Below are 23,556 nucleotides of genomic sequence, written 5' to 3' on the forward strand. Positions count from 1 at the left end.
CCCGGAATGAAGAAACGGCGCTCATCGTGGTCCCCCCACCCGCCCCATGGCCCCTCGCCGGGACGGATCGCCCCGGATTTGTGACGAGCGGTGGCCTTCCAGGGACGAAATCCGGCCCCGGTTCGCGAGAATCCCCGCATGAGCGAGCCGCGCAAGAACCTCTACGAGCGCTACGAACCGATCCGGCGGTATGTCGAAGTCGGCTTCTGGATCGTGCTGATGACGGTGCAGGCCGTGATCAGCACCGTGGTCGCGCTCATCGACGCCCGCAGCCGCGCCGTGCCGCGCGCGAACTGGGAGGTCGTGACCTGGGAGGTGTCGAGCCACGTCGCGCTGCTGGCGCTGGTGCCGGTGCTCGTGGCTGTGGAGCGCCGGCTGTCGCCGCTGGCGCGCGACCACTGGATGCGCTTTCTCGCCGGGCATCTGGTGGCGAGCGTGCTGCTGAGCCTGGCGCATGTGACCGCGATGTTCGGCCTGCGCGCCGCGGTGTATGCGGCCGCCGGCGAGCCCTACGACTTCGTCGGGGCCATGGGGCGCTGGGGCTACGAGTATCTGAAGGACGTGCGCGTCTACACCTCGATGGTCTTCGGCGTCTGGGCTTACCGGCTGTTCATGCTGCGGCTGCAGGGTGAGGCGCGCGTGCTCGATCCGCCGGAGGAGGGTGCGGGGCAGGTGCCCGAGACTTCGACGGAACCGGAGGGAGTCCAACCCTCGATGCAGGAGTTGCCCCCACTCACCGTGTCGCCGCCGACCCGCCCGGAACGCTTCCTCGTGCGCAAGCTGCGCCGCGAATTCCTCATCGCCGCCACCGACATCGACTGGCTGCAGGCCGAGGGCAACTATGTCGGCCTGCACGTCAACGGCCACGACTACCTGCTGCGTGCCACGCTCACCGACTTTTTGACCCAGCTCGACCCCGCCACCTTCGTGCGCGTGCACCGCAGCCACGCGGTGAACCTGGGCCGCATCAAGGAGATCGAGCCGCTCGACGGCGGCGACGCCCGGCTGCACATGCACGACGGCACGACCGTGCCCTGCAGCCGGCGGTACCGCGACGCGCTGCGCGGCGGCGCGGGCTGAGCGTTTCGGCGCGTTCCGATCCGGTGCGCGCTCCGCGGAATCAGCCCGTTCTTGGGTCGTTTCGCACCATCCAAGAGCCTGCAGGCACCATTTTTGCTTTCTTGCGCCAGCGCCCGGAGCCGTTCGGGTGCGACGCACCAAATCAAACCAAAAACCTGCAAGAAGCTCTCATGGACGCACTCAAACAGGGCGCTGATGCGCTGTTCATCCTTCTCGGCGCGATCATGGTCCTGGCCATGCATGCCGGCTTTGCCTTTCTGGAACTGGGCACCGTGCGCAAGAAGAACCAGGTCAATGCGCTGGTCAAGATCCTGGTCGACTTCTCGGTGTCGACCATCGTTTACTTCCTGGTGGGCTACGGCGTGGCCTACGGCACGCATTTCTTCGTCAGCGCTACCGAACTGTCGGCAAGAAGCGGCTACGAACTGGTGAAGTTCTTCTTCCTGCTGACCTTCGCGGCGGCCATTCCGGCCATCATCTCGGGCGGCATCGCCGAGCGCGCCAAGTTCTGGCCCCAACTGATCGCTACTGCGGTGATCGTCGGCTTCGTTTATCCGCTGTACGAAGGCATCGCCTGGAACAAGGCCTTCGGCATCCAGGGCTGGATCGCCTCGGTCACGGGTCATGAGTTCCATGACTTCGCCGGGTCGGTCGTCGTGCACGCCGTGGGTGGCTGGCTGGCGCTGCCGGCTGTGCTGCTGCTGGGCGCGCGCCGCAACCGCTACCGCGGCGACGGCTCGCTGAGCGCGCACCCGCCGTCGAACATCCCGTTCCTGGCGCTGGGCGCGTGGGTGCTGTGCGTGGGCTGGTTCGGCTTCAACGTGATGAGCGCACAGAGCATCGACAAGATCTCGGGCCTCGTCGCCGTCAACTCGCTGATGGCGATGGTCGGCGGCACGCTGGTGGCGCTGGCCATGGGCAAGAACGACCCCGGCTTTGTCTACAACGGCCCGCTCGCCGGCCTCGTGGCCGTGTGCGCCGGCTCCGACCTTATGCACCCGCTGGGCGCGCTCGTGGCAGGCGGTGTGGCCGGCGCCATCTTCGTCTTCATGTTCACGCGCACCCAGAACAAATGGAAGATCGACGACGTGCTCGGCGTGTGGCCGCTGCACGGCCTGTGCGGCACCTGGGGCGGCATAGCCGCCGGCATCTTCGGCACGCAGGCGCTGGGCGGCATCGGCGGCGTGAACCTGTGGGCGCAGCTCATCGGCACTTTGCTTGGCGTGGTCTGGGCCCTGATCGGCGGCGCGTTGGTGTACGGCGTGCTCAAGGCGACGATGGGGCTGCGACTGTCGCAGGAAGAGGAATATGACGGGGCGGATCTGTCGATTCACCACATTTCGGCGACGCCGGAGCGGGAGGTGAATTGGTGAATTGATGAGTTGACGTGGGCGCAGCGGATTCATCTGGCTTCAGCCGCGACACCGTGCGTCCACCCGGGCATGGCAAGGTAGTAGCGCACCGCCTTGCCCTGGCCCACGGTGTACAGCATGCCGTTCTGCACGAGCTCCGAGAGATCGCGCGTGGCTGTCGCCTTCGACACCCGCACCATCTTCAGATACTTCTCCACATTGAGGCCGCCGAGAAAGCCACCGTCGCCGGCCTCGAGCAGTCGGCGCAGCAAGGCCCGCTGCCGCTCGTTGAGCGGGTGCTGCGCATGCCGTGCCCAGAAGCGGGAGCGCTCCAGCGACGACAGGATCACCTGGCTCGACGCAACGCAGGCCTCGCCGAACGCATGCGCGAACCACTGCACAAAAGGGGTGACGTCTGCGTCGCCCGACTGGCCCACGGCCAACGCGTCGTAGTAGCCCTTGCGGTCTTTGAGCAGTTGCCTCGACAGGCTGAAGAGTCGCGTGGAAGCGCCCGTGTCCTGCGCCAGTGCCATGTCGGCCACCGCGCGGCCGACGCGGCCGTTGCCATCTTCGAACGGGTGGATGGTTTCGAACCACAGGTGCGCGATGGCGGCGCGCGCAATGCCGTCCATGCCCGCGTGCCGTGTCTGTGCAAACCATGCGAGGAAGGCGTCCATTTCGCGCGGGACGGCGGAAGAAGGAGGCGCCGTGTAGTGCACCACCTCCTTGCCAGGCAGGCCGCTCACGATCTGCATGGCATCGGCGTGATCCCGGTAGCGGCCGACCGCGATGCGCCGGATGCCGGTCGTGCCACCCGGAAAGAGCGCTGATTGCCAGCGGCACAGCCGGTCTGTGTCGAGCGGTGCATCGAAGTTCGTCGTGGCGTCATGGATGACTTCGACCAACCCGTCGATGTGCCGGTCGGTCGGGCCTGCATCGTCGGTGCCGAGGCGCCGCATGACCGAGGAACGCACCGCGGCGAGGTCCAGCCGCTCGCCTTCGATGGCGGCGGTGGCCACGGCTTCCTGCGTCCACAGTTCCTGCTCGACGCCGACCAGCCCTTCCAGGCCGATGGCTCGCGCCATGCCGTTCACTTCCCCTCGGAGTTCACGCGCGCGGAGCAGGGCCGGGCTGGCTTCGGACAGGTCGAATCGAAGCTGCGGCCAGTCGGGCTGCTGCCAGATGTAGAGCGGGGCAAAGGTGGCCATGAGCCGCATTTTAGATAAATCGGCTCAAAAAATGATTCGTAAATGTGAATTTGCGGCTCAAGGCGCTGTTTTTGGGAAGAAAGGCACAAATCTGTGACCTGTAGCAAACTCGTCCGGCCGCTTCATTCGACACCATCCCCATGACCCAATTGCCCCCGCCCTCGAAGTCCTCCCCGCGACCTTTCCGCCTACCGCGAGGGCAACGTTGGCATCGACTACGTGCACCGCTTCGAGTCCGGCAAGCCCGGCCCGCACGTGCTCATCAACGCGCTGACGCACGGCAACGAGATCTGCGGCATGACCGCCGCCACGCACCTGCTCGACACCGGTGTGCGCCCGAAGATCGGCACGCTCACCATCAGCTTTGCCAACGTGGCGGCCTACGAGTCTTTCAACGAGGCGCGGCCTTTCGACAGCCGCCAGCTGGTGCACAACCTCAACCGCGTGTGGTCGCCCGAATGGCTCGACGGCAGCGAAGACAGCCCCGAGCTGAGCCGCGCCCGCGTGCTGCGCCCGGTGGTGAGCGCGGCCGACCACATCCTCGACATCCATTCCACGAGCCAGCCCGTGATCCCGTTCTGGGTGTACCCGGCCTTCGACCGCAACGCCGAGGCTGCCATGGCCATCGGCCGCCCGTCGGTGCACCTCGTGATGCCCGACGGCCTGGGCTCGGGCACGCCGCTGATCCAGCACGGCCAGCATGGCAAGGCCGACGGCAAGGGCGTGGCGCTGGTGGCCGAGTGCGGCCAGCATTTCCTGCGCTCGGCCTCCGAGCTGGCCACCGCCATCTCGCTCGACTTCCTGGCGCACTTCGGCCTCATCGACAAGGACCCGGGCGTGCCCGCTCCTGGCGAGCAGCGCCGCTTCGAGCTGCTGCAGACGCACGTCATCAAGTCGGAAGACTTCGCCTTCGTGCGTCCGCTGATCGGCTTCGAGACCTTCGCCAAGGGCGAGCTGATCGCGACCAACGGCCCGGACGAAATCCGCGCGCCGTGCGACGACTGCACGATCTTCATGCCCGCGCAGCGCACGATCGTCGGGCGCGAGGCGGTGTATCTGACGAAGCCGCTCTGAAGGCGGCGTTCTTCAGTTCAGCAGATCAGCAGGTGCCGCGGTTTTTCCGCGGTGCTGTAGTCGGCGTGCCAGTAGTGCGGGTCGTTGCAGAGGCTGAACGCGGCTTCCTTGCCGGCGTGCCGGCCGGTGAAGCGCGTGTGCAGCGTGACATGGACCGAGCCCACGTCGGGCCAGTCGATGCCGACGTCGACGACGCGGTTACCCGCGGCGACTTCGGCGGCGACGATTCGCTGCAGGGCAGGGTGCAGGCGGGTGTTGAGGAGGGCGAGGGCTTCGCGGCGTTCGGTGGTGCGCGCGAAGGAGGTGTCGAGGCAGGCTTCGGTGAACATCGGTGGATGGGCCATGGCTTGCCTTCCGGTTAGACCGTCGCGAATGCCTTCGACTTCGGGATCGTCCGGCCCCGGCACTTCGGATAGTTGGCGCAGCCCCAGAAGCTGCCGTCGTTTTTGGACGAAGGCTTTTCGACCATCTTGGTGCCGCAGCTCGCGCAGGTGGGCCGCCAGTATTCGCCTTCGTAGGCCACGGCGAGCAGGGCCGCTTGTTGCTCGGGCGTGCGCTGGCCGATCAGCCTGAGCAGGGCCGCGCCGTCTTGGGCGTGGATGCCGTTCGCCTTCGCAAACGCAGCTGCTTCCGCCGAGAAGGTCGAGCTCGTCACGTAGGTGCCGCTCTTCAATTGATGCGAAGCCATCACGCCGAAGAACTCGCGCATTTCCTTCACGCCCACGGCTTTGCCTTGCCAGTGCTTGCACTGGACGATGCGCGGGACGTCACTGTGCTTGGACTGGAGCCAGATATCGACGCCGCCGTCCGCGCCGTGCGATTGGCTGCGCGTCGTGAACCCGGCTTGTGCGTACAGCGCTTCGCACAAGGCTTCGAAGCGACGCCATTCGATGGCGTGGAGCACGGCGGGGCCCCACTGTGATTCCTGGCTCACTTGGGGCACTGTCGATAGCGCAGGCTCGCGACGCTCGGTGGTCACAGCGGGCGCGGGTCGTGCCGCAGTTCGAGCTGCAGCGGGCTCGATCTCCACGCGGGCGGCCTGACGACGGACGATGTAGTGCAGGCCCAGCAGCACGGCGCCGACCGCCAGAGCGACCCACCCGGCGGGCCGGAGCGCCGGTCCCAGCCCGCCCACGATCGGCCCTGTCAGGAAGGCGGGGGCGATCACCAGCAGCACGATGCCGAAGAAGATCGCGGTCCAGCCCTTGCCAGCCAGTTCCTGTCGCGCACGCTCGCGTCGGCGCTCGGTTCTTGTTTGTTTTGCCATCGGTCGCTCGCCTCGCTCCTCGAAAGGTCTCTTTATAAGCGGGGGCGGGCGCCCGGGCCTTCACCGCGCGACAGCGTTGTGCTGCGCGTCTCGACGTGCCTGGTCTGCGGCTTGCCGTGCTTGCGAGCTTCCCGACTCGTGGGCACGCGCTTCTTCCGGTGTTTCGGGTGGCTTGTTGATTTCCTTGACCAGATCGGCGAGGTGCGTGTCGTCGTCTCCTCCGCACTGCTCGGATGGTCGCCTCAAGCGGGCACCGTCGAAGTGCCAGCCGGCGGTGCCGCCCGTGGCGGCTTTTGTGCGCAGCCAGAGCTGTTCCCAGCGCGGAAATGCCGCGGGGTCGCCGCGCCGGTGCAAGTCCCGCAGCATGTCGTAAAGGGCCACCTGCGTTTCGCGCTGATCAGGTTGCGTCGAAACGAGGATCTCGGCCACCTCGAAAAGTCGCGGCGTCGAGATGAAGTAGCGATTTCCTTGGCGAGTGCGCTGCGTGTCCGGTCCTTCGGGCATCAGATATCCCGAGCCACCGGTCCCGCTCTCGGAACCGAGGATGCAGAGCGCTTCGGCCGGCGTGAAGCGCCGGAGATCGTCGAGAGCCAACGCCGTGGCCTTTCGATCGCCGCGTGCCACGACCTGGCTGAACTGCCGGAATTCGTCGTACGAAGCGTTCCAATCCGCTCGATCGGCGGTTTTGACGATGTCGTAGGCAATGAACACCAGCACGACGCCGGCAGCAAGGCCCCCGAAGCTCGCGCCGAGGGTCTTGGTCGCGCCGCCTGCCGCAACGATCGCCACGAGGATCACCAGCAAGGCCACCCCGATCGCATAGGGCAGGAGGTACACGAACCAGAGCGGCAACAGGTTCAAGCCGATGACGCACAGGGCCGAGAGCACCGGAACGACGGCGAGCCAGATGAGGAAGGACTTGGTCCGGATCGTCATGCGCTGCGATCTCAGAGGCTCATGAGAGCTCGCTCCCACGCGCGCCACTCAACCCGCAACGAACAACGCCGGATCCACCATCGTCCGGTTCAGCATCACCCCCCAATGCAGGTGCGGCCCTGTCACCCGCCCCGTCGCGCCCACGGCGGCCAGCGGCTCGCCAACCTTGAGCACGTCGCCCACCTTCACGTCCCATCGGCTCAGGTGGCAGTACATCGTCAGCAGGCCGCCGCCGTGGTCGAGCCAGACGGTGCCGCCGGGCAAGAGGTAGTCGCCGGTGTCGATCACCTTGCCGGCCAGCGGCGCAAGCACGGGCGTGCCGGTGCCGGCTGCGATGTCCATGCCGCTGTGCGGATTGCGCGACTGGCCGTTGAACACGCGGCGCAGACCGAACGAGCTGGAACGGCGGCCCGGCACGGGCACGCGCATCTGCAGGGCGGCGTCGGGGCGCAGGTCGGTGAGGGTGGCCATCACGCCGGCCAGGTGGTCGCGCTCCTTGTTGTAGCGGGCCTGGTCCTCGGGCGACAGGTCGACCCTGCGCGGCGCCACCGTCAGGCGTTGTTCGCGGTACTGCTTCGGGGCGACGGTGTAAGCGATCTGGCGCTCGGGCTTGCCCTCGGCGCGCACGCTGATGTGGGCTTCGCCCGGCGGAGTGGCGAGTGGAATGCCGACGAGCGCGGTCCATTCGATCGGATCGCCGAGCACCAGCACCGGCACATCACCGGTGAAGGCTTTGGGCCGCGTGGCCGCGGGGCCGAGCGACAGGCGGGCAATGCCGCCGGGCACCAGCAAGGCATGCGGCCAGACGTCGGGCGCCTGCGGCTTGTTTTTCTTGTTCGGGGCCGCGGCACCGGCCGGCAGCGCCAGCAAGCCGAGGGCGCCGAGCACGGCGCTGCGGCGGTTCAATGCGGCAGAGGAGGGGAGGTCGGAGAAAGGGAGGTTCATGTGCATGGACAGGATTCGAATGAAGTGTTGGTAATGCAACGGCTCAGTCGCCGTTCTGTTCCAGCCAGGTTCCGGGCGCCAGTCCGTCGAGCGTGTAAGGCCCGATGGCGGCGCGGATGAGGCGCAGCGTCGGCAGCCCGACGGCCGCGGTCATGCGCCGCACCTGGCGGTTGCGGCCTTCGCTGATCGCCAGCTCCAGCCACGCGGTGGGAATGAGCTTGCGCTCGCGGATCGGGGGCTCGCGGTTCCACACGGCGGGCGGTGGGTCGAGCAGGCGCGCCCGTGCGGGACGCGTAAGGCCGTCGTTGAGCTGCACGCCGTTGCGCAGCGCCGCCAGCGCCTCGTCGGTCGGCACGCCCTCGACCTGCACCCAGTAGGTCTTCTCCATCTTGAAGCGCGGATCGGCAATGCGCGCTTGCAGCTTGCCGTCGTCGGTGAGCAGCAGCAGGCCTTCGCTGTCGGCATCGAGGCGTCCGGCGACGTAGACACCGGGGAGGTCGATGAAGTCCTTCAGCCCGCGCCAGCGGCCCTCGGGCGTGAACTGGCTGAGGACACCGTAGGGTTTGTTGAAGCGGATGAGGCGGGAGTCGGTTGGCAGATTCATGGGCGGGTGGCGTCGCGTGGCGCATCGGCCAATTGCGGCAGATAGTCTCGCACCAGTTGTGCCACGATGTCTGTCTGCGCCGGTCAACGAGGAGTCAAGCTTTCCGTGAGATTCCCATGAATCAAGTTTCATACGGAAAATCTCATCAGATCAATGACATACCGAAACTCGACGTATGGAAAAGCGGAGTCGGGGTCGAAAAGTCAGCGTAGGGCCACATGCAGGAAAGGGCCTGTCCTGCACCGTGCAGCGGTCGGGCACCAGTTAATTCGATCCGATCCTGACAACATCAGAGAACTCGGAATGACCATGCGAACCTTCATCTACATCGCATGCTTGGCAAGCGCCAGCGTTTTGCTGACCGCCTGCGACAGCACCTCCGTTCGCGTCGGCGGCGCGCCCGAGGCGAGCGTCAAGAACTGCGTGGCTGCAACCGCGCGTGAATTGAAGGTGCCTGCGGCCAGCATCGTTGTCGACAGCGGCACCACGCCGCGCGACGGGATCTACACGATCAACCTGAAGGTCGGCCCGCAAGGTCGCTCCGTCGTCTGCACCACCGACGAGAACAGCGCGGTGCTGGGCGTGGTCTACAAGCAGCCGAAATAGCGCTCTGCTGAAAAAGAAAAAGCCGAAGCCATGACAGCCCCGGCTTTGCGGGAGAGCGCGGCAACCGGCCTTACTTGGCCCAGCTGTCCCGCATCCCCGCCGCGCGGTTGAACACGGGCTTGTCTTCTGCGCCGGCCTTCGCGTCGCGCACGAAGTACCCATGCCGCTCGAACTGGATGCCCACGCCCGCTTCCGCCTTCGCCAGCGACGGCTCGACGAATGCCGTGCACACCTCGAGGCTGTGCTTGTTCAGCTCGTCCAGCAGCTCGCCGCTGCCCGGGTTGGCTTCGGCGAACAGGCGTTCGTACAGCCGCACCTCGGCCTGCACGGCATCGGCCGCGGCGACCCAGGTGATGTTGCCCTTGACCTTGATCGCGTCCGCGCCGGGCGTGCCGCTCTTGGTGTCGGGCACCAACGTGGCCTGCACTTCGAGGAGCTTGCCGTCGGCGTCGCGCGTGGCGCCGGTGCATTCGATGACGTGGCCGTACTTCAGGCGCACCTTGTTGCCGGGGAACAGGCGGAAGAAGCCCTTGGGCTGCACGTCTTCGTAGTCGGTGCGCTCGATCCAGACGTCGCGGCCGAGCTTGAACTCGCGCTTGCCCATCTCGGGGTGGTGCGGGTGCACGGGGGCCGAGCAGTCGTCGAGCACATCGTCGCCGCCCATCAGCTCGCCCCAGTTGGTGATGACCAGCTTCACCGGATCGAGCACGGCCATGGAGCGCGGCGCGATGGGGTCGAGGGTGTCGCGCAGCGCGGCCTCGAGGCTGGCGTACTCGATCCAGCCGCCCGACTTGGTGGTGCCGCTGCGTTCGCAGAACAGCTGCAGCGCAGCGGGCGTGTAGCCGCGGCGGCGCAGGCCGGCGATGGTGGGCATGCGGGGGTCGTCCCAGCCGTCGACGTGCTTTTCTTCGACCAGCTGGCGCAGCTTGCGCTTGCTGGTCATCACGTGGGTGACGTTCAGGCGGGCGAACTCGTACTGGCGCGGGTGCGGGCTGGCGACAAGGCCGCCTTCGGCGAGGCGGTCGAGCAGCCAGTCGTAGAAGGGGCGCTGGTCTTCGAATTCGAGCGTGCAGATGGAGTGGGTGATCTGCTCCAGCGCGTCTTCGATCGGGTGCGCGTAGGTGTACATCGGGTAGATGCACCACTTGTCGCCCGTGTTGTGGTGGGTGGCCCGGCGGATGCGGTACAGCGCGGGGTCGCGCATGTTGATGTTGGGGCTCGCCATGTCGATCTTCGCGCGCAGGATGGCGGCGCCGTCATCGAGCTTGCCGTCGCGCATCTCGCGAAAGCGCGCGAGGTTTTCTTGCGAGCTGCGGGAGCGGAAGCGGCTGTCGGTGCCGGGCGTGTTGAAGTCGCCGCGGTTGGCGCGCATCTCGTCGGGCGTCTGCTCGTCGACGTAGGCCAGGCCGGCGCCGATCAGGTACTCGGCGGCTTCGTACATGAAGTCGAAGTAGTTGCTGGCGAAGTACTCGTGCTCTTGCAGCGTGCCGGGCGCGCTGGGGCGGTCGGCCAGGTAGGTTTCGTAGCCGAGCCACTTCACGGCGTCGCGGATGGAATCGACGTACTCCTGCTCTTCCTTCTCGGGGTTGGTGTCGTCGAAGCGCAGGTGGCACACGCCGCCGTATTCCTTGGCCAGCTGGAAATTCAGCCAGATGCTCTTGGCGTGGCCGATGTGCAGGTAGCCGTTGGGCTCGGGCGGAAAGCGCATGCGCACCTTGGCGGGGTCGGGCATGCCCTGGGCGTGGTGGGCGGCGTCGCCCGGGGAACCGCCCCAGGTGCGGCCTGCGTAGGCACCCTGTGCGAGGTCGTTCTCGATCACATGGCGCAGGAAATTGCTCGGTGCAGCGGTCGTTTTGGTGCCGCTTTTGTCGGTCGGGGAGGTCATCGCATCATTCTAGAGGGGGGTCCGTCGGGGTTACTTTTGGCAACGCTCTTCACATTGCAGCGTCCACCTGCTTTGCAATTGGGGCGTTCAATACACACATGGGCGCACAACGCCCCCTCAACAAGGAGATCCACATCATGAGCGTCACACGTTCTACCTTCTTCAAATGGGCCGCTGCCGGTGCGGTGGCCTTCGGTGCCCTCTTTGCGGCCACCTCGGCCAGCGCCCGCGGCGACGTGAGCTGGTCGATCGGCGTCGGCGTGCCCGGCGTGGCGGTCGGCGTGGGCGGTCCCGCCTACTACCCGGCCCCGGTCTATGCACCGCCGGCTCCTGTGTATTACGCACCGCCGCCCCCGGTCTACTACCGTCCGCCGCCGCCGGTGTACTACCGCCCGGCACCGGTGTACTACGCACCGCCGGCCTATTACGGCCCGCGCTACTACGGTCGCGGCTATCACCGCGGTCATGGCCACGGACACGGCCACTGGCGCTGATTTACAACGCCGTTTGTGACGGAATGAAAAAAGCCGGCCCCGAAAGGCCGGCTTTTTGCTGCGCGCTCGCCGCGCAAATTTCACATGGCGCGGAACAGGTGCGCGTAGAGCCGGCTGACCGGGATCTTCTCGGCCCGCCCGCGCAGCGCCAGGTGCAGCTTGCCGGCCTCGTCGCGGTGCACCGCCTCGATGGCGGCGCTGCGCACCACCACCGCGCGGTGCACCTGCCAGAAGGTGTCGGGGTCGAGTTGGGGCAGCAGCTGCTTGAGGGGCGTGCGGATCAGGTATTCCTGCGTGGCGGTGAGCACGCGCAGGTATTTGTCGGCGGCCTCGAAATACAGCACCTCGTCGATCGGCACCATGCGCACGGTGGCGCCGCCGGCATCGCTGGCGGCGATCATGCGCAGCGGCACGGATGACGACGATGCCGATGCCGATGGGGCACCGCCGGCGGCGCCCAGCACCTGGCGCCACTGGGCGAGGGTGCGCTCCAGCACCTCCTCGGCCGGGACGGGCGGCGTCATCGACGGCGCCGTCGCCGCCAATGCCTGCCGCAGCCGCGCCACGGTCTTGCGCAGGCGCTCGGGCTGCACGGGCTTGAGCACGTAGTCGATGGCCTCGGCCTCGAAGGCGCGCGCGGCGTACTCGTCGTAGGCGGTCACGAACACCAGCTGCGGCATCGGCGCCTCGTCGGTGGGCCAGCTGTCGGCCAGCTCGGCGGCGGCGCCCAGGCCGTCGAGGCCGGGCATGCGGATGTCGAAGAACAGCACCTGCGGCAGCAGCCTCAGCGCTTCGCGCACGGCGCTGCGGCCGTCGCGGGCGGTGGCGACCACGCGCAACTCGGGCCAGGCGGCGGCCAGTTCGGCCTGCAGGGCCTGGGCCAGCAGGGGTTCGTCTTCGGCGATGAGGGCGGTGAGGGGCATCGTCTTCCTGTCGTCGTGGGCATGTTCAGGCGGGCAGGGGAAGGTTCAGGGTGACGCACGTACCGCCGCCCGAGGTCGCGGGACTCAGGCTCAGGCGGCTTTGCTCGCCGTACACGGTGGCCAGCCGCTCGCGCACCTGTTCGAGCCCGAAGCCGCTGCCTTCTTCCGAGGGCTGTTGAGGTGCGGCATCGAGCCCGACCCCGGTGTCGCTCACTTCGATGACCAGTTCGCCCGCCTCGCGGCGCGCGCGCACGGCGATTTCGCCGCCTTCGACCTGGGGCTCGAGCCCGTGGCGGATGCTGTTCTCGACCAGCGGCTGCAGCAGCAGCGGCGGCACCGGCGTATCGCGCAGGTCGTCGGGCAGGTCGAGCGTGTAGCGCAGGCGCTCGCCCATGCGCACCGACATCAGTTCGAGGTAATCGCCCAGCCGGTCGAACTCGGCCGACAGCGGATGCGACAGCGCGCGTGAGCCGTTGAGGGTCATGCGCAGATAGCTGTTGAGCCGGTCGAGCATGGCCACGGCGCGCGGTGGATCGACGGTGATGAGCGCGCGCAGGTTGGCCAGCGTGTTGAAGAGCATGTGCGGCTCGAGTTGCGTTTCGAGCAGCTTGAGGCGGGCTTCGGTGGCATTGCGCTGGGCCAGGTCGATCTGGCGTTGCATGTGCTTGCTGCGCCCCAGGCTGTAGAAGAGGTAGCACATGCCGATGGTGGCCGCCAGCGTGATGACGATGGTGGAGGCCATCCGGTGCCGGGCGAAGCCGCTGAAGTCGAACAGCGGCCGCCCGACCCAGGCGTCCCCGATGGCCCCGCCGCCGAGGAAGCCCAGCACGACGCCGAAGGCCACCAGCACGAAGCCCCAGGGGCCGTGCGGCCAGAGCACGTCGTTCCTGCCGCTGATGAACAGGCGGCCGGTGTCGATGACCAGCCAGCTGATGGTTCCGATCGACAGCGAATACACCATCTGCGAATCCCAGCTGCCCATGCCCGAGACCGTCAATGCCGCGGCGATGACGCAGCAGAAGGCGACCGTGATCAGGCCATGCCGCAGGATGTCCCGGAGGTTCTCGGCGCGAAAGCGCGAGGGGCGGGCGGTGTCCGCCGCTGCCGTCATCAACGGTCCTCGGCGCCCAGGGTGCGGCGCTCGCGCGCCACCAGCCGGTCGTAGAAGCCGCCGCCGGGCGCGAGGAACCAGACCACCGCGCCGTGGATCAGCAGCCCCAGGCCCCAGCCCATGAGCGGGTAGACGGCCCAGGTGTGGCCGCGCGAGGCGGCCAGCCCGCCCAGGCCCAGGTTGACGACGACGTAGACGAAGGCGTGGATGTACCAGCCCATCTTGGCGCCGGCGCGGCGGCGGGCGCGCTTTTCAAGGTCGGCGTCGGCACGGTTCGAAGGGGTGGATGTGTTCATGAGAGTTCTCCTTGGACAGACAGATCAGGATGGGATGGTTTTTGGATGCGTTCGAACTCGGTCCTGACTGTTCTGGCCGCAAGGGTCGGAACGGGACCGGAATCTTAGGCCGCGCGCGCCCCGCTGACCATCGCACCCGACGCAGCCGCCAGCCGCCAAAGCCGCGCGGCACGGGCCGCGAAGATGCCGCTGAAGGCGCCGTACAGCGCGGGCACGCCCAGGGCGAAGGCCGCGTGGGGGCGCAGCTCGGGGTGCATCGCCAGCGACACGCCGACCACGTACTTGGTGAAGAAGATGCCCATCATCAGCATCAGCGGCACGGCGGTGCCGGCCACCTCGAACTGGCGCACCGCGGCGTCGTAGCGCGTGGTCGCGGGCAGCGGGCGGCGCAGCACCAGCGCCACGAGCAGCAGCGCCGCCACGGCCCAGCCGAGCAGCGCGCCGGCCGAGTCGCCGAACACCGACACCACGCCGTAGAACGACAGGCCGGCCATCGCGACCGGCATCACCAGCACGCGATTCAGGCCGAGGCGGTTGGCCACGAGCTGGCGGCCGCCGAGCCAGGCCAGCAGGACGAACACGGCAAACACCCACTTGGGTGTGTGAAGAAGGATCTGCATCAGCATGGAAGGCTCCGTTCGGTGGGAAGAAGACAAAGAGGGCAGCGAATCGATGGAGCGGACTGTGCCGATGCCGCCCGGCTGCCGCCACGGCCCTGCGACGAAATGCCGATGAGCGGCGTGAAGTGCCGGTCGCCGGCGTGAATGGCGGGCGGAAGGGCGCAGCAGATGTCCCTCGGAAGCTTTACCGTCGCTTTACGGCACGGAAAACTTGGGGAGTGATATTTCGCGCTGTACTCTAGGCCGCCTCCCTTCAGGCCGCCTTTCGCACCCCTTCGCACGCACCGCCCATGGATTCCCACACGCCCCCCGAGCCTCTGCCACCCATCGTGTCGCCGACCCATCCTCCGGCGCGCCGGCGCCGCTGGTTCGGAAGCCTGATGGCCCTGCTTCTGCTAGTGGCCCTCGGGGGCGGTGCCTGGTACCTGATCCAGCGTTCCAAATCACCGGCGCCCGGCGCGGGTGGACCCGGCGCCGGGGCGGGCCGGCCGGGCGGTGGGCCCGGCGGTCCGGGCGGGCGGGCGGGTGGCGGCGGCCCGGCCTCCAGCACCGTCGGCACCGCCGTCGCGCGGCAGGCCGACATTCCGGTGCAGCTCGAAGCGCTGGGCACGGTCACGCCGCTGGCCAATGTGACGGTGCAGCCCCAAGTGTCGGGCGTGCTCACGGCCGTGCTGTTCAAGGAAGGCCAGATGGTCAAGAAAGGCGACGTGCTCGCCACCATCGACCCGCAGCCCTTCGAGAACGCGCTGGCGCAGGCCGCCGGTGCACGCCAGCGCGACGAGGCGCAACTGGCCGCGGCGCGCGTCACGCTGCAGCGCTACCAGACGCTGCTCGGGCAGGACTCCATCGCCCGCCAGGAGGTCGACACCCAGGCCGCGCTGGTCAAGCAGCTCGAAGGCACGGTGGCCATCGACCGCGCCAACGAGAACACGGCCAAGCTCAACCTGGCCTGGAGCCGCATCACGGCGCCGGTGAGCGGGCGCATCGGCCTGCGGCCGGTGGACGCGGGCAACTACATCTCGACCGGCAGCACGGGCGGCGTGGCCACCATCACGCAGATCGCGCCCATCGACGTCGAGTTCTCCATTCCGCAAGACCGCGTGCCCGAGGTGCAGGAACGGCTGGGGCAGGGCGCCACGCTCGCCACCACCGCCTTCGACCGCACGCGCACGCGCCGACTGGCCGAGGGCACTTTTTCCACGCTCGACAACATGGTCGACACGCAGACCGGCACCGTGAAGGCCAAGGCGCGTTTCACCAACGCCGACGGCGCGCTGTTCCCGAACCAGTTCGTCAACCTGCGGCTGCTGCTGCGCACCGTGAGCAGCGCGGTGGTGGTGCCGGTCACGGCGCTGCGCCACGGTCCGAACGGCGATTACGTGTATGTGGTGACGGCCGAGAACACGGCCTCGCAGCGCCCGGTGACACGCGGTGAATCGAGTGTCGATTTCGCCTCGATCACCAAGGGCCTGCAGCCCGGCGAAACCGTGGTGACCGAAGGCGGCGATCGACTGAAGGACGGCGCGCGCGTGCAGACCACGGTCGACCGGCCCGCCGGTGCGGCCTCTGGTGCAGCAGCGCCGGGCGGACGGCGCGGCGGACGTCGGCAGGAAGGCGCCGGCGGTGCGCGTCCGTCCGAAGCGGCTGCGCCTGCCGCGCCATTGCAGGCACCCACTGCGCCGGCCGCAGCACCTGCGGCAACAACGCCCGCACCTGCTGCAGCCCCTGCAGCCACCACACCCGCCAAGCTCCCCACCCCCGAACAGCGCCAGCGCATGCTCGACGCGGCCAAGGACGACCCCGAACAGCTCGAACGCCGCAAGCGTTTTCTCGAAGCGCTCGACCGCGGCGACCCGGCCGCGCTGGAGCGTTGGCAACGTCAGTCCGAGCGCGGCGGCGCCGGCGGCGAACGCGGCGGTGAGGGACGGCGCAGCCCATGAGCGCCGTGCCGGGCCGCCCCAAACAAGCTCGCACCGCAGTGCGAAGCACGAAGGTATATCTATGAGCCCGTCGCGCCCGTTCATCCTGCGGCCGGTCGCCACCTCGCTGCTGATGTTGGCCATCGTGCTGGCCGGCCTGGTGGCGTTTCGCTTCCTGCCGCTGGCGGCGCTGCCGCAGGTCGACTACCCGACCATCCAGGTCCAGACGCTCTACCCCGGGGCCAGCCCCGAGGTCATGAGCAACACCGTCACCGCGCCGCTCGAACGCCAGTTCGGCCAGATGTCGGGGCTCGACCGCATGAGTTCGACCAGCGCCGCGGGCGTGTCGATCATCACGCTGCAGTTCTCGCTGGGCCAGACGCTCGACGTCGCCGAGCAGGAAGTGCAGGCCGCTATCAACGCCGGCGGCTCGCTGCTGCCGGCCGACCTGCCCGCGCCGCCGGTGTACGCCAAGGTCAACCCGGCCGACGCGCCCGTGCTCACGCTGGCCATCACCTCCGACACGCTGCCGCTCACCGAGGTGCAGAACCTCGTGAACACCCGGCTCGCGCAGAAGATCAGCCAGGTCTCGGGCGTGGGCCTCGTGTCGCTCAGCGGCGGGCAGCGCCCGGCCGTGCGCATCCAGGCCAACACGCAGGCGCTCGCGGCCAACGGCATCGGCCTCGATACGCTGCGCACCGCCATCAGCGCGGCCAACTCCAACGGCGCCAAAGGCAGCTTCGACGGCCCCAAGCGCGCCTACACCATCAACTCGAACGACCAGCTGCTCACGGTCGACGACTACAAGAACCTCATCGTCAGCTACAAGAACGGCGCGCCGATCCGCATGGTCGACGTGGCGCGCGTGGTCAACAGCGCCGAGAACGCACAGCTGGGCGCCTGGTCCGGGCGCAAGGTCGATGGCGAGGTGCAGCTCACGCCGGCCATCATCCTGAACGTGCAGCGCCAGCCCGGCGCCAACGTGATCGCCACCGTCAACGCCATCAAGACGCAGCTGCCCGAGCTGCAGGCCGGCCTGCCCGCGGGCCTGCAGATCGAGGTGCTGAGCGACCGCACCGCCGGCATCCGTTCGTCGGTGCAGCACGTCGAGATGGAGCTGGTGCTGGCCGTGGTGCTCGTGGTGCTGGTGATCTTCGCGTTCCTGGGCAGCCTGCGCGCCACCGTCATCGCCAGCATCGCCGTGCCGATCTCGCTGATCGGCAGCTTCGGCCTGATGTACCTGCTGGGCTACAGCCTGAACAACCTGAGCCTGATGGCGCTGACCATCGCGACCGGCTTCGTGGTCGACGACGCGATCGTCATGATCGAGAACATCGCGCGCTACATCGAGGAAGGCGAAAAGCCGCTGCAGGCCGCGTTCAAGGGCGCCGCGCAGATCGGCTTCACCATCATCTCGCTGACCGTGTCGCTTATCGCGGTGCTGATCCCGCTGCTGTTCATGGGCGACGTGGTGGGCCGGCTGTTCCGCGAGTTCGCCGTGACGCTCGCCATCACCATCCTGATCTCGGGCGTGGTCTCGCTCACCTTGGTGCCGATGATGTCGGCGCGCTGGCTCAAGCACGAACCGAAGAAAGACGCGACGGGCACCGGCTTCGGCGCGCGCGCCCAGCGCTTCTTCGACGGCGTGATGGTGCGTTACGACCGCTCGCTGCACTGGGTGATCGCGCACCAGCCGCTCACGCTGCTGGTGGCGCTGCTCACCATGGTGCTGACCGTGCTGCTGTACCTCACGATCCCGAAGGGCCTGTTCCCCACGCAGGACACCGGCCAGCTGCAGGCCCGCGTGCAGGCCGCGCAAGACGTGTCTTTCGAACGCATGGCGCAACTGCAGCAGCAGGCCGCGCGCGCGATTCTTGAAGACCCCGATGTCGAGAACCTGAGTTCCTTCGTCGGCGTCGACGCGGCCAACAACACGATGCTGCACACCGGCAGCATGCTCATCAACCTGACGAAGAGCCACGACGACCAGCAGGAGGTGATGGACCGCCTGCGCGAGCGCGTGCAGAAGGTGGCGGGCCTCACGCTGTACCTGCAGCCCACGCAAGACCTGACCATCGATGCCGAGACCGGCCCGACCGAGTACCGCGTGTCGCTGGAAGGCGTGAACAGCGCGCTCGTCACCGAGTGGATGCAGAAGCTCGTGGCGAAGCTGCAGGACTCGGACAAGGTGCGCAACGTGAGCAGCGATGCTGGCGCGCAAGGCCTGGCCGCGTATGTGAACGTGAACCGCGACACGGCATCGCGGCTGTCGATCACTGCGAGTTCGGTGGACGATGCGCTGTACAGCGCCTTCGGCCAGCGCATCGTGTCGACCATTTTCACGGAGACGAACCAGTACCGCGTGATTCTGGAAGCGCAGCCCGGCATGGTGAACACGCCGCAGACGCTGGGGCAGTTGAACCTCATTGCGGGGTCGGGCACGGCGACGCCGCTGTCGGCTTTTGCGGAGATCAGCGAGCGGCAGGCGCCGTTGCAGATCACGCACGTGGCGCAGTATCCGGCGAGTACGTTGAACTTCGATACGGCGCCGGGGGTGTCACTCGGTGGTTCTGTTGCGGCGATTCGCGCGGCTGCGAAAGAGATCGGGTTGCCTGGGAGTGTGACGATGACTTTTCTGGGGGCTTCGGGGGCCTATGAGAAGTCTTTGTCGAATCAGCTGTGGTTGATTTTGGCGGCGGTGGTTTGTGTGTACATCGTGTTGGGGGTGCTGTACGAGAGCTATGTGCATCCGTTGACGATTTTGTCTACGTTGCCTTCTGCGGGGGTTGGGGCTTTGTTGGCTTTGATGATTACTGGCAATGACCTGGGGGTGATTGGGATCATCGGGATCATTCTGCTGATCGGCATCGTGAAGAAGAACGCGATCATGATGATCGACTTTGCTATTGATGCGGAGCGGACTCAAGGGAAGTCTGCGCGTGAAGCTATTCATCAGGCTGCTTTGCTGCGGTTTCGGCCGATCTTGATGACTACGCTGGCGGCTTTGTTTGCTGCTGTGCCGTTGATGTTGAGTTTTGGGGATGGGGCTGAGTTGAGGCGTCCTCTGGGGTTGGCGATTTTTGGTGGGTTGATTGTTAGTCAGTTGCTGACTTTGTTTACTACGCCGGTTATTTATTTGGCGTTTGATCGGTTGGGGGGAGGGAGTGCTCGTCGTTCTTCTTCGGAGCTTGAGGAGGAGACGGCTTGACCTTGTCCATCTCCTGCTGCTTGTTTTCTTTCCGAGGCCGGGAGTTCCGCCCGGCGGCGGACTCACTTTCTTTTGCTTCGCCAAAAGAAAGTAAGCAAAGAAAAGGCGACCCCACTGTCTGCGACCCCTGCGCTTCGCTACGGGGCAACCTGCGGTGCTCGCGTTTCGCGGGGTCTCGCAGAACTCGCTTCGCTCAAACAGCTGCGAGCCCTGATCCGCGAAACGCTGCGCTCCTCGGCGCAGCCAGAGGGGCTTCGATACCGGACGGGCCGTCGCTTCGCTCGGCCTGCGATCGGGCCTTTGCTTCGCTCGGCGACCGGACTTGCTCCCTCTCCCCCCGGGGAGAGGGCGGGGGTGAGGGCATCGGCCTTCATGCGCGCGAGGCGGTGTTTCTGTGCCACGGACCCTCACCCCAACCCTCTCCCCAAGGGGAGAGGGAGCAATTCAGGCCGAGCGCAGCGAAGGCTCGTGAGGTGTTCAGGCGCCGAGCGAAGCGATGGCCCGCTGGTATCCCAACCCCTTCTGTATGCGCCGAGGAGCGCAGCGTTTCGCGGATCAGGGCTCGCCCTTGTTTGAGCGAAGCGAGTTTGGGCGAGACCCCGCGAAACGCGAGCACCGCAGGTTGCCCGCAGCGAAGCGGAGGGACGCAGACAGCAGGGTCGCCTTTCTTTTGCCTACGTTTCTTTGGCGAAGCAAAGAAAAGTAGGTCGCCCGCCGGGGCGAGACCCGGCCTCGGAACCCAAAAGAAGGCACAGCGATGAACCTGTCGCGCCCCTTCGTCCGCCGCCCCATAGGCACAGTCCTGTTAACCATAGGCATCGCATTAGCAGGCATAGCCGCGTTCTTCGTCCTCCCGGTCTCCCCGCTCCCCCAAGTCGACTACCCAGTCATCTCGGTAAGAGCCTCGATCCCCGGAGCAAGCCCCGAGACGATGGCCACAAGCGTAGCGACGCCATTGGAAAGACACCTGGGAACAATCGCAGGCGTCAACGAAATGACGTCCACCAGCTCGGTAGGCTCCTCCCGCGTCACCCTGCAATTCGACCTCAGCCGCAACATCGACGGCGCAGCCAGAGAAGTCCAGGCCGCCATCAACGCCAGCCGCGTAGACCTGCCCGCCACGCTGAGAAGCAACCCCACCTACCGCAAAGCCAACCCAGCAGCTTCGCCAGTCATCATCCTGGCCCTCACGTCAAAGACGAAAACCCCAGGCCAGATCTACGACGCAGTCTCGAACATCGTCAGCCAGCGACTGTCGCAAGTCGACGGCGTAGGCGACGTAGAAATCGGAGGCGGCTCGCTCCCCGCCGTCCGCATCGAACTGCTCCCCTTCGCACTCAACCGCTACGGCATCAGCACCGACGACGTGCGCGCCGCGATCCAGGCATCGAACGCAAACCGCCCCAAGGGCATGGTGCAAGGCGAAGGCCGCAAGCTGCAGATCTACACGCAGACCCCGGCGCTGCGTGCAAGCGACTACGCCTCGATGGTCGTGGCCTGGCGCAACGGCGCGGCGGTGCGGCTGCGCGAGGTGGCCGACGTGATCGACGGCGTGGAAGACACGCGCACGCTGGGCCTGTTCAACGGCGAGCCGGCGATCATCGTGCTGATCACGCGGCAGCCTTCGGCCAACATCATCGAGACGGTCGACAACGTGCGCGCGCTGCTGCCCGAGCTGCAGGCGCAACTGCCGCCGGACGTGACGCTGCAGGTGGCGTCGGACAGCACCAATTCCATTCGCAGCTCGCTGCGCGAAGTGGAGATGACGCTGGTCATCGCAGTGCTGCTGGTGGTGCTGGTGGTCAGCCTGTTCTTGCGCAGCGTGCGCGCGACCGTGGTGCCGGCGGTGGCGACGGTGGTGGCGCTGCTGGGCACCTTCGGGGTGATGCACCTGCTGGGCTTCAGCCTCAACAACCTGAGCCTGATGGCGCTCACGGTGGCCACGGGCTTCGTGGTGGACGACGCGATCGTGGTGCTCGAGAACACCAGCCGGCACATCGAGGCCGGCATGTCGCGCATGAAGGCGGCGCTGCTCGGCGCGCAAGAGGTCGGCTTCACGGTGCTGTCGATCAGCGTGTCGCTGGTGGCGGTGTTCATTCCGCTGCTGTTCATGGGCGGGCAGGTGGGGCGGCTGTTCCGTGAGTTCGCGGTGACGCTGTCGGCGGCGGTGCTGATCTCGCTGGTCATCTCGCTCACCACCACGCCGATGATGTGCGCGTGGATGCTCAAGCCTGGCGGCAACAACGGCCACGGCAACGGCAAGCCGCCGGGCCGGTTCGGCCGCGCGGCGGAGCGCAGCTACGACTGGATGCTCAAGCGCTACGAGAGCGCGCTCGACTGGGCGCTCGACAGCAAGGCGATCGTCATGTTCGTGCTGCTGGCGGTGGTGGGGCTCAATGTCTACCTGTTCAGCGCGGCGCCGAAGGGCTTCTTCCCGCAGCAGGACAGCGGCCAGCTCAACGGCGGCCTGCGCGCCGACCAGAGCATTTCGTCGCAGGCCATGGCGGCCAAGTTGCGGGAGGTGGTCGACATCATCCGCAAGGACGAGGCGGTCGATACGGTGGTGGGCTTCACGGGCGGCGGGCGCGCGGGCGGCGGCTTCATGTTCGTCAACCTGAAGCCGGCCAGCCAGCGCAAGGACAGCGGCCTGGCGGTGATCGCGCGGCTGCGTCCGCAGCTGGCGCAGGTGACGGGGCTGCGCGTGTTCCTCGGCCCGGTGCAGGACGTGCGCTCGGGCGGGCGCTCCAGCAACTCCACCTACCAGTACACGCTCAAGAGCGACAGCCTGTCCGACCTGCGCACCTGGGCCGTGAAGCTGGCCGACGAGATGAAGCAGCAACCCACGCTGACCGACATCGACACCGACCAGGACCAGAACGGCGTGGAGACGGTGGCGAAGGTCGACCCCGACAGCGCGCGGCGCCTGGGGCTGACCTCCACCGCCATCGACAACGCGCTGTACAACGCCTTCGGCCAGCGGCAGGTGGCCACGATCTACACCGAGCTCAACCAGTACCACGTGGTGATGGAGTGGGCACCGGCCTACACGCGCAGCCCGAACGCGCTGCGCGACGTGTACGTGCCCGCCACGCGGACCTCGGTGGTGGGCGGGCAGGCCGTGACCACGCAGGTCGCCGCAACCACATCGACAAGCACCTCGGCCGCCTCCACCTCGGCCGCCGCGACGGTGCCGGTTTCGGCCAATGCCGGCCTGCGCAACGCCTCGACCGGCAACGTGCTGAGCAACACGGCCACCACGCTGGTGCCGCTGTCGGCGGTGGCGAAGTTCGAGGAGCAGTCGGTCGCGACCTCGGTGAGCCATGAAGACGGCGAGCTCGCCACCACCATCTCGTTCAACCTGGCCGAGGGCGCCAACCTGGGCGATGCGCGCGAGGCCATCGCCAAGGCCGAGGCCAACATCGCGATGCCGACGAATGTGCGCGGGGCCTTTGCCGGCACCGCACTGAGCGCGCAGCAGTCGCAGGGGCAGCAGGTGATGCTGATTTTGGCGGCGCTGGTGGTGATCTACATCGTGCTGGGCATCCTGTACGAGAGCCTGGTGCATCCGGTGACGGTGCTCTCGACCTTGCCCTCGGCCGGCGTGGGCGCGGTGCTGGCGCTCTTGATGTTCCGCATGGAGTTTTCCATCATTGCGCTGATCGGCGTGTTCCTGCTGATCGGCATCGTGAAGAAGAACGCCATTTTGATCATCGACTTCGCGCTGGAGGCCGAGCGCTCGCGCGGCCTGAGCCCGCTCGAGGCGGTGCGCGAGGCCTGCCTGCTGCGCTTCCGTCCCATCCTGATGACCACGCTGGCCGCCGCGCTCGGCGCACTGCCGCTGGCCATCGGCTTCGGCGAGGGCGCCGAACTGCGCCGGCCGCTGGGCGTGGCGATCATCGGCGGGCTCATCGCGAGCCAGCTGCTGACGCTGCTCACCACGCCGGTGGTGTACCTGCTGCTCGACAAGCTGCGCCGCCGCGGCAAGAACGAACACGCGCTGAGCCGCGCTCCGGCCGCCTGAGATCCAC

The 23,556-nt window shown here is 67.2% G+C and carries 19 protein-coding genes; 8 read left to right on the top strand and 11 right to left on the bottom strand.

The genetic code is table 11. From position 1 onward, the window contains the following. Positions 1-138: 138 nt before the first annotated feature. Both GFK26_RS16600 and GFK26_RS16605 read left to right on the top strand, forming a co-directional pair. Positions 139-1,080 carry a LytTR family DNA-binding domain-containing protein gene (locus GFK26_RS16600; RefSeq protein WP_153282915.1) on the top strand — a complete coding sequence of 314 codons (942 nt, stop codon included), beginning with the start codon at positions 139-141 and terminating at the stop codon, positions 1,078-1,080. 170 nt (positions 1,081-1,250) lie between these two features. Continuing rightward, positions 1,251-2,453 carry an ammonium transporter gene (locus GFK26_RS16605; RefSeq protein ID WP_153282916.1) on the top strand — a complete coding sequence of 401 codons (1,203 nt, stop codon included), beginning with the start codon at positions 1,251-1,253 and terminating at the stop codon, positions 2,451-2,453. 29 nt (positions 2,454-2,482) lie between these two features. Here GFK26_RS16605 and GFK26_RS16610 read toward each other — a convergent pair whose 3' ends face one another. Next, positions 2,483-3,640, bottom strand: coding sequence for a Fic family protein (locus tag GFK26_RS16610; RefSeq protein ID WP_228122041.1), 1,158 nt, complete (start codon positions 3,638-3,640; stop codon positions 2,483-2,485). Positions 3,641-3,859: 219 nt separating this feature from the next. Between GFK26_RS16610 and GFK26_RS16615 the strand changes: the two genes are divergently transcribed. Beyond that, positions 3,860-4,714: a succinylglutamate desuccinylase/aspartoacylase domain-containing protein gene (locus tag GFK26_RS16615; protein WP_228122042.1), complete on the top strand. Its 855-nt coding sequence runs from the start codon at positions 3,860-3,862 to the stop codon at positions 4,712-4,714. A 17-nt stretch (positions 4,715-4,731) separates the two neighbouring features. Here GFK26_RS16615 and GFK26_RS16620 read toward each other — a convergent pair whose 3' ends face one another. The 5 genes from GFK26_RS16620 to GFK26_RS16640 are packed head-to-tail and all read right to left on the bottom strand — an operon-like array spanning position 4,732 to position 8,466. Beyond that, complete coding sequence (locus tag GFK26_RS16620) at positions 4,732-5,058, bottom strand: hypothetical protein (RefSeq protein ID WP_153282919.1); 327 nt, start codon at positions 5,056-5,058, stop codon at positions 4,732-4,734. Between the two features lie 14 nt (positions 5,059-5,072). Further along, on the bottom strand, positions 5,073-5,981 hold the full coding sequence (locus GFK26_RS16625; protein ID WP_153282920.1) for a restriction endonuclease: 909 nt from the start codon (positions 5,979-5,981) through the stop codon (positions 5,073-5,075). A 60-nt stretch (positions 5,982-6,041) separates the two neighbouring features. Continuing rightward, on the bottom strand, positions 6,042-6,917 hold the full coding sequence (locus tag GFK26_RS16630) for a hypothetical protein (protein ID WP_153282921.1): 876 nt from the start codon (positions 6,915-6,917) through the stop codon (positions 6,042-6,044). A 48-nt stretch (positions 6,918-6,965) separates the two neighbouring features. After that, positions 6,966-7,862, bottom strand: a complete 897-nt coding sequence (locus tag GFK26_RS16635) for a peptidoglycan DD-metalloendopeptidase family protein (protein ID WP_416222561.1) — start codon at positions 7,860-7,862, stop codon at positions 6,966-6,968. Positions 7,863-7,905: 43 nt separating this feature from the next. Further along, complete coding sequence (locus tag GFK26_RS16640; RefSeq protein WP_194274098.1) at positions 7,906-8,466, bottom strand: pseudouridine synthase; 561 nt, start codon at positions 8,464-8,466, stop codon at positions 7,906-7,908. 303 nt (positions 8,467-8,769) lie between these two features. Here GFK26_RS16640 and GFK26_RS16645 point away from each other — a divergent pair, with 303 nt between their 5' ends. Further along, complete coding sequence (locus GFK26_RS16645) at positions 8,770-9,072, top strand: hypothetical protein (RefSeq protein ID WP_194274099.1); 303 nt, start codon at positions 8,770-8,772, stop codon at positions 9,070-9,072. A 70-nt stretch (positions 9,073-9,142) separates the two neighbouring features. On the opposite strand, the gene GFK26_RS16650 is transcribed toward GFK26_RS16645, so the two are convergent. Further along, positions 9,143-10,957, bottom strand: a complete 1,815-nt coding sequence (locus GFK26_RS16650; protein WP_153282923.1) for a glutamine--tRNA ligase/YqeY domain fusion protein — start codon at positions 10,955-10,957, stop codon at positions 9,143-9,145. Positions 10,958-11,094: 137 nt separating this feature from the next. Here GFK26_RS16650 and GFK26_RS16655 point away from each other — a divergent pair, with 137 nt between their 5' ends. Then, the gene (locus tag GFK26_RS16655; RefSeq protein WP_153282924.1) at positions 11,095-11,451 is read left to right on the top strand and encodes a hypothetical protein; all 357 of its coding nucleotides are present in this window, start codon (positions 11,095-11,097) and stop codon (positions 11,449-11,451) included. Positions 11,452-11,531: 80 nt separating this feature from the next. Here the strand turns inward: GFK26_RS16655 and GFK26_RS16660 are convergent, their stop codons facing one another. From GFK26_RS16660 to GFK26_RS16675, 4 genes are all read right to left on the bottom strand, one after another. Beyond that, a complete protein-coding gene (locus tag GFK26_RS16660) occupies positions 11,532-12,374 on the bottom strand; it encodes a LytR/AlgR family response regulator transcription factor (protein ID WP_153282925.1) in 843 nt (280 codons plus the stop codon). Between the two features lie 25 nt (positions 12,375-12,399). After that, complete coding sequence (locus GFK26_RS16665; protein ID WP_153282926.1) at positions 12,400-13,485, bottom strand: sensor histidine kinase; 1,086 nt, start codon at positions 13,483-13,485, stop codon at positions 12,400-12,402. After that, a complete protein-coding gene (locus tag GFK26_RS16670; protein ID WP_153282927.1) occupies positions 13,485-13,781 on the bottom strand; it encodes a 2TM domain-containing protein in 297 nt (98 codons plus the stop codon). Before GFK26_RS16670 ends, GFK26_RS16665 begins: the two co-directional genes overlap by 1 nt. Before the next feature lie 104 nt (positions 13,782-13,885). Then, on the bottom strand, positions 13,886-14,407 hold the full coding sequence (locus GFK26_RS16675; protein ID WP_153282928.1) for a DUF6622 family protein: 522 nt from the start codon (positions 14,405-14,407) through the stop codon (positions 13,886-13,888). 284 nt (positions 14,408-14,691) lie between these two features. On the opposite strand from GFK26_RS16675, the gene GFK26_RS16680 reads away from it, so the two are divergent. The 3 genes from GFK26_RS16680 to GFK26_RS16690 all read left to right on the top strand — a co-directional run bounded on the left by GFK26_RS16680 (position 14,692) and on the right by GFK26_RS16690 (position 23,549). After that, positions 14,692-16,341, top strand: coding sequence for an efflux RND transporter periplasmic adaptor subunit (locus GFK26_RS16680; RefSeq protein ID WP_153282929.1), 1,650 nt, complete (start codon positions 14,692-14,694; stop codon positions 16,339-16,341). 61 nt (positions 16,342-16,402) lie between these two features. Beyond that, on the top strand, positions 16,403-19,528 hold the full coding sequence (locus tag GFK26_RS16685; RefSeq protein WP_153282930.1) for an efflux RND transporter permease subunit: 3,126 nt from the start codon (positions 16,403-16,405) through the stop codon (positions 19,526-19,528). Positions 19,529-20,285: 757 nt separating this feature from the next. Further along, a complete protein-coding gene (locus GFK26_RS16690; RefSeq protein ID WP_153282931.1) occupies positions 20,286-23,549 on the top strand; it encodes an efflux RND transporter permease subunit in 3,264 nt (1,087 codons plus the stop codon). The last annotated feature ends 7 nt before the right edge of the window (positions 23,550-23,556 follow it).

Source organism: Variovorax paradoxus, assembly GCF_009498455.1.
Lineage (GTDB): Bacteria > Pseudomonadota > Gammaproteobacteria > Burkholderiales > Burkholderiaceae_C > Variovorax > Variovorax paradoxus_H.